The 13,728-nt window shown below is 50.1% G+C and carries 8 protein-coding genes; 5 read left to right on the top strand and 3 right to left on the bottom strand.

From position 1 onward, the window contains the following. Positions 1–180 precede the first annotated feature (180 nt). The gene (locus BMW71_RS07685) at positions 181–2,988 is read left to right on the top strand and encodes a YCF48-related protein (protein ID WP_092171697.1); all 2,808 of its coding nucleotides are present in this window, start codon (positions 181–183) and stop codon (positions 2,986–2,988) included. Here BMW71_RS07685 and prfA read toward each other — a convergent pair. Next, positions 2,985–4,061 carry a peptide chain release factor 1 gene (prfA, locus tag BMW71_RS07690; protein WP_092171700.1) on the bottom strand — a complete coding sequence of 359 codons (1,077 nt, stop codon included), beginning with the start codon at positions 4,059–4,061 and terminating at the stop codon, positions 2,985–2,987. The genes BMW71_RS07685 and prfA overlap by 4 nt on opposite strands. Before the next feature lie 176 nt (positions 4,062–4,237). Here prfA and BMW71_RS07695 point away from each other — a divergent pair, with 176 nt between their 5' ends. The 4 genes from BMW71_RS07695 to BMW71_RS07710 all read left to right on the top strand — a co-directional run bounded on the left by BMW71_RS07695 (position 4,238) and on the right by BMW71_RS07710 (position 9,458). Next, positions 4,238–4,900, top strand: coding sequence for a Tll0287-like domain-containing protein (locus BMW71_RS07695; RefSeq protein ID WP_092172797.1), 663 nt, complete (start codon positions 4,238–4,240; stop codon positions 4,898–4,900). Positions 4,901–5,012: 112 nt separating this feature from the next. Beyond that, complete coding sequence (locus BMW71_RS07700) at positions 5,013–7,532, top strand: M14 family metallopeptidase (protein ID WP_092171703.1); 2,520 nt, start codon at positions 5,013–5,015, stop codon at positions 7,530–7,532. A gap of 78 nt (positions 7,533–7,610) precedes the next feature. After that, complete coding sequence (locus BMW71_RS07705; protein ID WP_092171706.1) at positions 7,611–8,213, top strand: DNA-3-methyladenine glycosylase I; 603 nt, start codon at positions 7,611–7,613, stop codon at positions 8,211–8,213. A 15-nt stretch (positions 8,214–8,228) separates the two neighbouring features. Further along, positions 8,229–9,458 (top strand): serine hydrolase domain-containing protein, encoded by a 1,230-nt coding sequence (locus BMW71_RS07710; protein WP_092171708.1) that lies wholly within the window; start codon positions 8,229–8,231, stop codon positions 9,456–9,458. 2 nt (positions 9,459–9,460) lie between these two features. Here BMW71_RS07710 and BMW71_RS07715 read toward each other — a convergent pair whose 3' ends face one another. Continuing rightward, positions 9,461–10,894 (bottom strand): DASH family cryptochrome, encoded by a 1,434-nt coding sequence (locus tag BMW71_RS07715; RefSeq protein ID WP_092171711.1) that lies wholly within the window; start codon positions 10,892–10,894, stop codon positions 9,461–9,463. A gap of 324 nt (positions 10,895–11,218) precedes the next feature. Further along, complete coding sequence (locus BMW71_RS07720) at positions 11,219–13,645, bottom strand: TonB-dependent receptor (RefSeq protein WP_092171714.1); 2,427 nt, start codon at positions 13,643–13,645, stop codon at positions 11,219–11,221. Positions 13,646–13,728 lie beyond the last annotated feature (83 nt).

Raw genomic sequence — 13,728 nt, forward strand, 5'->3', positions numbered from 1 at the left:
GTCTGGCAACGATTTGAAAAAAAGGGGAACAGTCCCCTTTTTTTATGCCTTCTTTTTTTTCTTTTGCATTCATAAAAAAGCCGTTGGGATGTCCTGCTGGCAATAAATGTTCTTTTTCTGTTTAATACTGATTTAAATGGTATTTTTGTAGGTATAATTTATTTAACCTTAGGCATTTGTATGAAGCGGGCTTTATTTTTAGTTCTCGTGCTGCTGTTGTTGGTTCAGGAGGGGTTTGGCCAAAGCTGGAGGCGCGTAGGGCATTGGGGAAACGACTACACGGCCATCCAATGGGTCAACGAAAATGTGGGATACATTGCTGGAGAAAACATTTTTCTTAAGTCCATTGACGGAGGACTTAGCTGGGTAGAACTCAAATCCCCCACGTCTGGAGCCTTGCTCGACCTGGCGTTTTTTGACGAGCAAAAAGGGCTGGCGCTTGGTGAAGACGGAACAATTTACCGAACTCAGAATGCAGGAGTCGACTGGAGCAGCTATTCCCATGGTTTGGGCCAGGTGTATCATGGTCTTCATTTTATAAGCGAGCAGCTGGTACTAGCCGTAGGAACCGGTGGGTCGATCATCCGTTCGGAAAACGGTGGATTGAGTTGGGCTGATGTTCCCGTGAGTAGCCATGCGGATATACATGGACTTACCTTCGCAAACGATACCCTCGGATTTGCAGTGACTGCCGACTCCGAAATTCTAAAAACCGTCAACTCAGGAGTGAATTGGGTAACCATACCTTCTGGCTTTCAGGCGCCTTTAAATGGTGTTTATTTTACCAGCGACTCGGTAGGATATGCCGTGGGTAATTTAGGAACCATCATCAAAACCCAGGATGGCGGTAACCACTGGCAGTTTATCAATAGTGGGATTGATACCGACCTTCGGGAGGTGACCTTTAACCCGGCCTTTCCTCAAATTGGTGTGATCAACGGAGATAATGGAACCATCCTAAGAACCGATAACGGTGGACTGACCTTTCTTGCAAGCAATTCCCGCACCCAACAAAACTTAATGAAATTGGCGTTCCGACCGGATACCAATAACGTGTTAGGGGTAGGTTCCAGTGGTACCCTGATTACCTCCAACAATTCTGGAATAACCTGGGCTGTGCGGCTCACAGGAAGGTCCACAGATTTTACAGCCGTACAGTTTATCACCGACATAAGGGGATTTCTGACCGGCGAGCAGGGACTGATTTTGCTTACCGGCAATGGGGGTAATTCCTTCGTGGACCGTTCGCGACCCATTTCGCTCCCGTTTAATGCCTTGTATTTTGTCAGTGCGGTCGCAGGCTTTGTAGCCGGAAACAATGGTAACATTATTAGCACGACCAATTCGGGAGGCAACTGGACTACGCTGAATCCCGGCACTAACCGAAACGTGAACGGGTTGCATTTTTTTGATTTTAACCGCGGCTTTGCTGTCGGAGAGCGCGGGCTGATAGCCAAAACAGAAAACCGCGGCATCAACTGGGAGATCATTCCATCGGGCGCAGGAGATGTTTCGTTTAGCGATATCGTGTTTTTTGACGAAAATATGGGGCTGATTGTCGGAGACCAAGGGCAGCTTCTTCGTTCGGACAACGGGGGAGCAAACTGGAGCCGTGTCGTGCCGGGCACCACCGCTGACTTTCGTGCGCTAACTTTGCTCGACGATACAAGGGCCATCCTGGTTGGCGATGGAGGGACTGTTTTCAAGACCAAAGATCGGGGTATTTCCTGGCAGCGCTTGCAAACAGGCTTCGATGTGGCATTTAGTGACGTAGAATTTCTGGATGAGTCGGTAGGATTTATCACCGGTGAAGAGGGAATCATTTTGCGTACGTTTGATGCGGGAGAGACCTGGGAAAAACTTCCGACGAACACCTATCAGGATTTTACCGGGCTGAGCTTCGGCGATTTGAACGTGGGTTATGCAGTTGGAGAAAATGGGATCTTTTACCAATATACCTGTCAGGTTCCGCAGGACATTGCCACGATTTTTGGCGAAGATGATATCTGCCTTAGTCAGCAAATCTACACCATCCAGGATTTGGAAGAGGAAGGCACCCGTTACGAATGGCGAGTAGATGGAGGTACGATACTGGAGGGGCAGGGAACGACCCGGGTAGTGGTGCGTTGGGATAGGCCCGGCAGAAACGCCGTAATGGTCCGTGGTCAGAATAAGTGCGGAAACGGAAATACCCGGGCACTGGAGGTGGTCGTTTCGGATCAGCCCCGGCAGACAACCTCCATACAGGGCGAAGGGGTGGTTTGCGTAAATACCCTGGAAGAATATTTTGTAGACTCCATTCCAGGGACACAGTATTTCTGGTCAGCCACCGGAGGGGTGGTGCGAGCCGGACAGGGTACTGCGCACATTACCCTCGAATGGACAAACCTGGACGAACAGTCGGTTTCTGTTTCCACAACGAACCCTTGTGGACAAGGACCCAGTACGGAAAAGTTGATTCGGGTGATTACCATTCCGGACCAGCCGGCGGCCATTGAGGGTCCTAATCGGGTGGGTTTTCAGGAGGCAGATTACGAAGTGCCAGCGGAACAGGACATCAACTACCAATGGTCCGTGGGTAGTGGTGGAGAAATCATCAGCGGGCAGGGAAGCCCGCTTGTACGAATCCGATGGGAAGGAGAAGGAGACCACGAACTGGAAGTCACGCCCATGAACGCCTGTAATCAGGGTCCAAGTCAGGTCTTGTCTGTCAACGTGAATCTGATTACCTCACTGCCAGAACGGGAAGATGACGCGCGGTTACGCGTATATCCGAGTCCCTCGTTTGGCGATCTGTACGTGCATCTGGAGGGGCTACCCTCCCTCAGTAGTCTGGAAGTTATCAATGCCATGGGCCAAAAAATCAGGGAAATTCCGACCCGGGAAGGCCAGTCGGTGTACCCCATTACCGGACTTCCCAAAGGCATGCACCTGCTAGTCTTCCGCACGCGAACGGCTACCTATCAGCGAAAAATTGTCGTTTTCTAGGCCTCGATGCCCCCATCTTTCATTTTCTCGGCATTTTCGGCAAAGCGCAGGGCACTGATAAATTCCTCAATATTTCCCTCCATCACTTCCGGTAGGTTGTAAACCGTCTTGTTGATGCGGTGATCGGTCACCCGGCTTTGGGGGTAATTGTAGGTGCGGATTTTATCGGAACGGTCTCCACTCCCGACCATCGATTTTCGTTGGGCACCCACCGTTTCGTTGTGCTTCGCTAATTCAATTTCGTAAATCCGTGACCGCAATACCTTCAGGGCTTTCTCGAAGTTTTTGATTTGGGACTTCTGGTCCTGGCAGGTTACTACCAGCCCGGTGGGTTCGTGGGTGAGGCGCACGGCAGAATAGGTGGTGTTCACCGACTGGCCACCGGGCCCGGAAGAGCAATAGGTATCCTTCCGAACGTCGTTCATGTCGATCTGAACGTCCACTTCCTCCATTTCAGGGAGTACGGCCACGGTGGCTGCCGAGGTATGTACCCTGCCCTGGGTTTCGGTAGCCGGTACCCGTTGCACCCGGTGCACGCCGGATTCATACTTCAGCATGCCGTAGACATCCGCCCCGGAGACCGAGCTGATGATTTCCTTGTAGCCTCCCGAGGTGCCAAAGGTCAGGTCGAGAATCGTTAGGTTCCAGTTTTGTTTTTCGCAGAATTTTTGGTACATGCGGAAAAGGTCTCCGGCAAAAAGTGCCGCTTCATCTCCACCAGTACCGCTTCGTATTTCCAGAATGCAGTCTTTTGAGTCGTTGGGGTCTTTCGGGATCAGCATTTTTTTCAGCTCTTCCTCCAGTTCTTCTTTCGTATCCTTTAGCTCCTCCCACTCCAGTTTCGCCATTTCCCTGAATTCCGGGTCTTTTTCCTTTTCCAAAAGCGCCTTGGTACTGCGGATGTTCTCCAGCGTGAGGCGGTAGGTTTCGTACACGGCTACCACTTTCTCCAGGTCTTTGTATTCTTTGGAAAGTTTCGTGTACTTCCCCATATCCGACATGGCATCTGGCTGAATGATCAGTTGGGATACTTCTTCAAATCGTTCTTTTATGGCTTCCAGTTTATCCAGCATGGTTCCTTTTGGTTTGGAGGTCAAAATTAAACAATATTGTTGACGAATCCCCTCCCGGCAGCCCAGAAAGCTGTGACCCTGCTTCGGCGGTCATGGATTCGTGATTTTTATCAGCAAGTGAACAATTTTGCCGGTAACTGTGTATCTTTAACTAACGGACATCAATGATTGGTCTTATGAAAAATTTAAAAACACTTCTTTCTTTTGGCGTAATTTCATTGTCGCTTCTTTCCTGCAGCGAAAACAAAACGATCGACCGGGATGTCGTGGAACAGGTGAATCAGGCAAATGAAGTAAAAAAAGTTTCTGAATCGGATATCATCGCGTACGCCATGCAGTGGGGAGACGAAATTAGCCAGGATGCCCAGGGCGAACTGATTGGTTCCCTCCAAAAAGCCATCGGAGAAAAAGGCGTACCGGGAGCGATCGATTTTTGCCAGGTGGAGGCTTTGCCCATCACCAAAAAAGTATCCGATAAGTACAAGGTGGAAATACGAAGGGTTTCCTTGAAAAACCGAAATCCGGAGAATAAGCCCACCGAATTGGAAAAAACCCTGCTGGATGCATACCAGTACAATGTGGAAAACAATGTCGACAGCCGTTCCAATATTCAGAAGGTAGATGATGGCCAGGTACTGTTGTATACCAAAGCCATTACCATCCCGGGAGGCCTTTGCCTGAATTGCCATGGAGAACCCGGCAAAGAAATCAACGAGGCAACGCTGGAAAAAATTACCAGCCTGTACCCAGAGGATAAAGCAGTCGATTTTAAGGTGGGTGACCTGCGCGGCATGTGGAGCATTTCCATCCCCAAAAGTGAGGTAGTAAAAAAGATGTAAGCCATCCAAACGGACTATTTCCTTCTTTTTTACCGGTTCCTGCGTATATTCGCATCGAAGGCCTGTTCCCGCGTTGGCACAGGGGTTCATCGTGTTTACATAAAATCCTCTCATGAAGAAATTTTACCTGCTAGCCGGGCTGCTACTGTTACATACCAGCCTGTTTGCACAAGTCAAAAGTCCCGCTGAATTTTTGGGGTACGCACTCGGCGAGAGATTTACGCCGCACCACAAAGTCATCGACTACTACCGCCATGTGGCCAGCGAAAGTCCGACCGTACACCTGCTGGACTACGGACAGACCAATGAATTACGTCCCTTGCTGGTAGCTTTCGTTTCCTCCGAAGAAAATATAAACCGTCTGGAAACCATCCGCACGGATAATCTCAAACGAGCAGGTGTGCTGGAAGGATCTCCGAAGCTTTCCGTTCCGGTACATTGGATGAGTTACAATGTACATGGCAACGAGGCCGTCTCCTCCGAAGCCAGCATGATGACGCTTTTCTCCCTGGTAGATCCCAATACGTCCCAATACAGCGACTGGCTCCATGAGGTGTTGGTCGTATTGGACCCCTGTATAAACCCCGACGGGCAGGAGCGGTACGTCAATTGGTACCAGCAAAAAATGAATCAGGTGCTGCAACCGGATTTGCAATCCATCGAACACCGGGAACCCTGGCCCGGGGGGCGCCCCAACCATTACCTCTTTGACCTAAACAGAGATTGGGCCTGGCAGACCCAGGTGGAATCGCAGCAACGGTTGGCCTTGTATAACGACTGGCTGCCTCAGGTGCACCTGGATTTTCATGAACAGGGAATCAATTCTCCCTATTATTTTGCCCCGGCAGCAGAGCCCCTTCACGTACAATTGACCGACTTTCAGCACGAATACCAGGAACGCTTCGGGCGGAATACGGCGCGCTATTTCGACGCAAACGACTGGTTTTACTTTACCAAGGAACGTTTTGACTTACTTTACCCTAGTTACGGCGATACCTACCCCTTGTACAACGGGGCGATTGGGATGACCATCGAGCAGGGAGGCTCCGGAAGAGCCGGAATCGGAGGACTTACCGCAACCGGTGATACCGTTACACTTTCGGATCGGATTATTCATCACCATACCACTGGTATTTCGGCTATTGAGACCACATATGACCTAAAGGACCAAGTTTTGCACGCCTTTACCGAATACTATTCGGAGAGTAGCACCAATCCGTTGGGTCCCTACAGAAGCTTTGTAATCAAGGGTAGCAATCCAGCGGCTAAGACGCAAGCTTTTTTGGCCTTATTGGATAAAAATCGCATCCGCTACGGTCTTAGTGGCAAATCCGCTAACCTAACCGGTTTTTCCTATCAAAACGGTCAGACCGAGCGCCTAAGATTGGAAGAAAACGACATCGTTATCAATGCCTACCAGCCCAAGTCCGTATTGACCCAGGTGCTATTTGAACCCGAACCGGTATTGAATGACAGCATCACCTACGATATCACCTCCTGGGCCCTTCCCTATGCCTATGGGCTAGATGCTTATGCGCTGGAAGGTCGCCTGGATGCGGAACAACCCTACGTAATACCCGACTTCGTACCGAATCAACCCGATGTGGAGACGCTGGCCTATGTGGCTCCCTGGCAGGCTACCGTTCACGTGAAGTTTCTCGCTAGCCTGCTGCAGGAAGGAATTCGCGTTCGCTACAACGAGTACCCCTTCGAGGTGGGTGGCAACAGCTACCCCACCGGTTCGCTGATCATCACCCGGGGAGGAAATGAATACATTTCCAATTTCCACCAAAAAGTAACCGATTTGGCCAATTCTTTCCGGATCTCGTTGGGGCAATCGAAAACGGGATTTGTAGACAGTGGAAAGGATTTTGGCTCTTCCTATGTGCGCGTTATCCAGAAGCCCTCCATAGCACTGGTCGGTGGTGAAGGGGTATCTTCGTTGAATTTTGGTGAAATCTGGCACTTTCTGGACAGCGAATTAGAGTATCCCGTGGTAGTCCTGGAACGGGATCAATTATCCAGGGCTGATCTTAGCAAGTACGATGTACTGGTACTGCCTTCCGGAAACTATCCGGAGGAGCTTTACGAAACCTTGATCAACTGGGCCACTGCTGGCGGTAGGCTGGTGGCTCTGGACCAGGCGCTAACGCTTTTTGCAGACAAAGAGGGGAGCATGCTTCAGACCTATGCAGACGAAGGAGAAAAAGCCCGACAGGACAGTGCCGCAGCGGCGTTGCAGGAGGCAGAAAAGACGGCGCCCTATTTGGAACGCGAGCGACTTGCTATTTCCGGCAATGCGGCAGGAGCCATTTTCGAGGTAGAGCTGGATGCTACCCATCCGCTGGGATATGGGAAAATGGGGAAATTTTACACGTTAAAGAACAGTTCTGACCGCTACGCGCTAATGGATCAGGGGATCAATGCCGGCTATATTGCCAGCACCGATAGCCACCGTACCGGGTTTATCGGGTATAAAATCAAACCCGGGATGGCCCGTTCGCTGGTATTCGGTGTGGCACCCAAAGGAGCGGGACAGTTGATTTACCTGGCCGACAATCCCGTCTTTCGAAGTTTCTGGGAAGACGGGAAGTTGATTCTGGCAAATGCACTATTTCTTTCCGGTAATTAAAAAATTGCTCCTTGACCCATTTTGGGAACGTTTTTCCCTGGTTTTTGCGTATATTTCTAAGAAACTTACCCAGCAGGTATGAGCGAGTTAGTTCCCAATCAGGCGGACACCTTCCGTTGTCCCTGGTGCCTTGGATTTGAAAAGTATATCCGGTATCACGACGAGGAATGGGGGGTCCCGGTCTATACCGACCGCAAACATTTTGAGTTTCTGGTACTGGAAAGTGCGCAGGCTGGCCTGAGTTGGGCGACCATTTTAAAGAAACGAGAAGGCTACGCCCGCGTTTTTCACGACTTTGATTACCAGAAAGTAGCTGGATTTAGTCAGAAGGACATTGAAAGCTGCATGGTCAATCCAGCCATTGTAAGAAATCGTCTTAAAATAGAAGCTGCCGTAACGAACGCCCGTAAGCTAATTGAGCTGCAGCTGAATTACGGCACCTTCACCGATTATATCTGGGGCTTTGTGGACGGGAAACCTATTCAAAATGAATGGAAGGACCTTTCCATGGTTCCAGCAGCGAACCAACTTTCCAACCAAATAGCCCGTGATTTGAAACAAAAAGGATTCAAATTTCTGGGTAGCACGATCGTTTATTCGCATTTGCAGGCTACCGGAATCGTAAACGACCACCTCGTGCAATGTTTTCGGCATCAGGAAGTCAAACGAATGACCCGTTGATATACCGTGAACGACATGATTTTACGCCATTCTCTAATTAGTTGCCTGCTGGTAGCGGCCGTTTTGCTGCCAGGCTGGGTACAAGGGCAGGATTTTTTCCCCGAAAAGGGACATTGGGAGGAAAGGAACCCCGAAGCGCTTGGCGTGCAGGGCGCACGGATTCAGGAAGCCATAGCCCTCGCCATCCGAGAGGAAAGTGATGCAGATCCCAATTTAAAAATAGCCCACTACCTCAGTGGGTTTGGCAGGGAGCCTTTTGGATATCCTGTCGGCCCCATGAAGTTCAGGGGCCCTGCTACCGGCTTGATTATTTACAAGGGATACGTAATTGGCAAGTGGGGAGAACCCGAGCGGGTAGACCTGACATTTAGTGTGGCTAAGAGTTTTTTGTCCACCGTGGTAGGGTTAGCGGTGGATCAAGGGTTGATCGCCAATGAAAAAGATTTGGTCCATCCGTACATGGCGCCCATTATCCCCTACAATCCGGATTTGGCCCACCGAGACAAAGCAGCGCATCTAAATGAAGAAGACGTTATTGACCTGTTTTCTGGCATCCACAACCGAAAGATCACCTGGGAGCACCTGCTTCGGCAAACGTCGGACTGGGAAGGTTCTTTATGGGGAAAGCCCGATTGGGCCGACCGACCCCGGGGCGCTAGTGAATCCTGGCTGGGCCGGGAACGAAACGAGCCGGGAACGGTATTTACGTACAACGATACCCGGGTGAATGTGCTTGCCCTGGCAGCGATGAACGTGTGGCGAAAGCCGCTTCCCGTCGTGCTGAGGGAACGCGTGATGGATAAAATCGGTGCGAGTCCCACCTGGCGATGGACGGGATACGAGAATTCCTTTGTTGTACTCGACGGGCAAATCATGCAATCCGTGAGCGGAGGATCGCATTGGGGTGGCGGAATGATGATCAATGCCTATGACCTGGCCCGATTTGGTTACCTAACCCTTCGAAAGGGGCAGTGGAAGGGCGAACAGCTCATTTCTTCCGATTGGATGGCTAAATCCCGTGTGCCGGGTACCGCCCAGGATAATTACGGCTTTATGAATTATTTTTTAAATACGGGCCGTCGGGAAATACCCGCAGCACCCGAATCGGCCTTCTTTCACCTGGGCGCGGGTACCAATATGGTGTACGTGGACGAGGACCACGACTTGGTGATCGTCAGCCGTTGGATAAAGAATGCGTCAAAAGCTGAGCTGGTTGCACTGGTTCTGGAAAGTTTGCCGAAATAGCCTCATACACTCCAGTTTTCAGCAGAAACAAGTGGCATGGGGTAATCCGTTCCGAGCTTTAATCGGTTTTTTTTCAGGATTTCGGAAGAAAGATGGAAGGGCACATGCCGGTCAAAGCCGCTCAGTTTAGCCAATTCCGGGATCCAGCGGCCAATGTAATCCCCTTGAGGGTCGTATTTTTTGGCTTGCAATAGAATATTGAAATACCGATCAGATCTTGGGTCGTTTCCTACACCGGCAATGTACATCCAATTGCCCCAGTTGCTGCATGGATCGTAGTCGATGAGTTGCTGCTCAAAATAGGCTGCTCCCCAGCGCCAATCGATTTCCAAGTCGTTCACCAGAAAACTGGCAACCAATTGCCTGCCCCGATTGGACATAAAGCCGGTTTCGTTCAATTCCCGCATGTTGGCATCGATAAATGGGATCCCCGTCTCACCTGCGGTCCAGCTGAAAAATAGGTCCCGATCCTCCTTCCAATACCCCGCGTTGTTGCGAATCCCAGCTAGCTGGAAAATTCTGGATCCATGTTTTTTAGCAATGAACCGGAAAAAATCCCTCCAGATCAGTTCGAAAATCAGCCAGTAGGTAGATTGGTTCTTGGTCCGTTCGGTTTCATAGCGTTTGATTTCCCAGTAAACTTGCCGGGGAGAAACCGCACCCAGCGCTAGCCAGGGAGACAACTTGCTGGAATAATCCGGCCCAAGCAAGCCGTTGCGGGTGTTTTTATAGTCAGCCAGTGCATCCGTTTCCCAGAGGTAGTGGTGTATTCGTTCCCTGGCAGCGGTAGCGCCTCCCCGGAAAATCATGTCTCCTGCAGATTCCAGAACAGCTGGGGCATAACCCAACCCTTCTAAATCGGGAAACCCTTCGCTTGAATTTTCCGGAAAGGGAGCAAAATGAACCGGATCGGAAATGGTTTCCAGCGGGCGAACCTGTACCAATTTTTCGCATTCTTTTCGAAAGCGGGTGAATACTTCCGGGAGTTGCGTCACTGGAAATGGTAGGTCGTCAACGTGAAAAAGGGTAGGTTGCCAAAAGCTTTCGGTGGCAATTCCCAACTGCCAGGCAGCTTTTTCCAGGGCTTGTTCCACACCGACCTCCTCGGGAGTGACCTCCTGGGAAAAACAAATCACCCCGGCTCCCAGGGTTTTGGCGAGGCCGGGAATTTCCTTTTCCGGATGGCCATGGATAAGTAGTAGTTTTCCTCCTTTCGCAGCGATTTGTTGCTGCAAGTCCCGGAGGGTTTCCAGAAGGAAACGGGCCCGGTTAGGCCCGGTTTTCTTTAGTCCAAAATCACCCGGCCCAAACTGTCGGGTATCCAGGCAGTAAACCGGAAACATGCTTTCTGCAAGTTCCGTTGCTTTTTTCAATGTGAGGTTGTCTTCCCACCTCAAGTCGTTTCTCAGCCAGACAAGTGCTCGTTCATACTTCATACACCAGATAAACGCCTTGTTTAGGGAAAGTGTTTTTTACAAAAACCCGGTTTTGGCGGATATTTTGGTTGGGTTGGTCACCCGGAAACCAGGATTTCTTTTGGTCGTTTGTCCACTGCTTTAGCCGTGGGTAAAAAAGGACCTGTCCACCATATTGGCTTTAGCCAAATCTGTTATCCGGTAAGGCGTTTATTTCATAATCTCTTCCCAATTTTGGCGAAAGCCCAGGATCTATGGAATCATATTCTATGGAATGGGCTAAAGCCGCATTCCTGTTGAAAGATGTTTGCCATTGATTTTTCAGGCGATTATTCCATCCAAAATTTACTCCTCACCAAGAATTGTTGGCTTGCTTTGGGCTTTGGATTGCTTAATCCGGTAGTTGAGCGTCAGGTTAATTTGTCGCTTTCGCGGCAGGATATCCCCAACCGTCAGAAAGCCCGGGCCTTCAAATATATACCGATTTCTACGGGAATTAAAGACATCCATCACATTTAGAATAAGCGTTCCGCGGCCATTCAGGATGTCCTTACTGGCAGAAATGTCAAGGTAAGTAATGGCCTTTTGTACGCCTTGAGCCACCCTTCTGCGCCCTTCGTAATTCCCTCGTAGTTGTAGATCCAGACCATTGTTCAGGGTAAAGCGGGAGGTCAGGCGGGTAAACCAGGAATACGTGTCTGCGGTGTACGTGTCAAGGATATTGCTACCATCTACCCGCGCATAAAAAAAGTTGAAATTTGCATCCAGTTTCCACCAATCCACAGGGTAATAGTCGGTGGTGAATTCAAAACCCATGGATTGCTCGCCTATCAGGTTTTCCGGGAAGGTGGTGGAATTCCCATCCTCGTCCACGCGTCGGATGCGTTCGATTTTGTCTTTCGTATTTCTGTAATAAACCGTTGAAAACAGCGAGCCATGGTTCATGTATTTGATATGCCCGAATTCAAATGCGTCGGTGTATTCTGGATTCAGGTCGGGGTTTCCTGCAAAGAAATTCCGGGCATCGGAAAAGGTCATGAAGGGGCTTAGGTCGTTGTACACGGGCCTTCGAATCCTGCGGCTATAGCTCAGTTGCATGGCATCGTCGGGGCTGATGTTGTAGGTAAAATGGGCGGAAGGAAAGAGGTTGACGTAGTCCCGGGGATTGACTTCGTTGCTGCGGACCAGGGTGGTTTTTACATCGGTGTATTCCAGCCGAAGGCCTCCCTGATACGAGAGTTTGTTGCTTTTGTTGCCCAAAATGGCGTAGGCCGCGTGGATGTTTTCATCGTACAGGAAAATATCATCCAGTCCAGGCAATGGCTCCATCGCTCCTGATTCGGTACGCTCGTTGACGATAAAATCGTTTTCCATGTTCCGGATGCTGCTACGTATTCCGGTTTCGAAGCTGCCTTCACTTCCGATGGGTTGGGTATAGTCCAGCTGCAGCAACCACTGCCGGTCAAATTCGTCGTTGATGGAGGTCTGCAGCAGCGATCCTCCCGGAATAGCCGTTCCATCCGGAAAAAAGGCATCCTGTGTGTACACCTGGTCCGAGTTTTCCCAATAATCCAGGTACGTAACCGCTGCGCTTAGTACATGACCGTTTTCGTCAAAACTTCGCTTGTATGTCAGGTTAAACTCAGAATTGGGTTCTTTTTCGTCTTCGTCCTGCGTTCGCAGGGTATAGCTATCGAGGGATCCCCCTTCCCGGGTATAATCGTCGTACCGGATATTGGTCAGGCGCCGGGCATCGCTTCTCCTCCAAAGATAGGACCCGGTGAGAACGCTTTTTTCACTGAAAAAATAATCCAGGCCTGCCCGAATGTTATTGTTCAATCCGTTGACGGTACCGCGGGTGGTCTGGTAGGAATAAAAACTGGTGTCTGCATTGCTCACTTCTTGTCGGATGGTTCCTTCCCGGGGCACCCGTCGGTAGGCTACTCCGTAGTTGACAAACCAGTTGATGTTCTTACGCCGGTAGTTCAGGTTGGCAGCCATGCCAAAATTGTGCGGATTTCCCGTAATTCCTTCCAGCGAGGCGTTGAAGCCCTGGTTATTTTCTTTTTTGAGGACGATGTTGATGACGCCGGCCATCCCCTCGGCTTCGTAGCGCGCGGAGGGATTGGTGATGACTTCTACGGTCTCAATCATGCTAGCGGGGAGCTGTTGCAGGCCACTGCTGCCTTTGAAACTAACCAAACCAGAAGGTTTGCCGTCTACCAGAATGCGGACATTGCTGGATCCGCGCAGACTCACGCCCCCTTCGGGATCCACGGTGATGGAAGGCAGGTTCATCAGAATGTCGGAGGCCGTTCCTCCGGCATTGGCCAGGTCCTTGCCCACGTTAAAGATTCGTTTGTCCAGGGAAAGCTCCATCATCGTTTTTTCCCCCTGTACCACCACCTCATCCAGATTTTCGGTATCCGCTTCCATTTCGATGCTGCCCAAATCCACGTTTCGGTTGTCCCGGTTGATGCGCAGTTCGCTTAATTCAAAAGCCCGGTAACCCATGAATTCCACCAATACCGCGAACGCTCCCTGGGGAAGGTTTAGGGAAAAGGTACCGTCTTCGGACGTTATTCCTCCATTTACCAGTTTTTTTTCAGCACTTGTTGCATCAAATACGCTCACAGTGGCGAAACCCAGAGGGCTCTTCCCCTGACTGTCCAGGACTTTTCCCCGAATTTCTCCGAAATTAGTGGATTGGGCAAAAAGCGAGGTACTGATTAGAAAAAATAAGATTATTTCGGGCAGATAGATTTTTTTCATAGGTATGAATTATTTTTCTGGGTATGCGCAAAGATAGAAATACAATAGGTAGGAAAGTTGAATTTTTACAGGAAAGCCGAAAG

This window comes from Cyclobacterium xiamenense, assembly GCF_900109255.1.
Lineage (GTDB): Bacteria > Bacteroidota > Bacteroidia > Cytophagales > Cyclobacteriaceae > Cyclobacterium > Cyclobacterium xiamenense.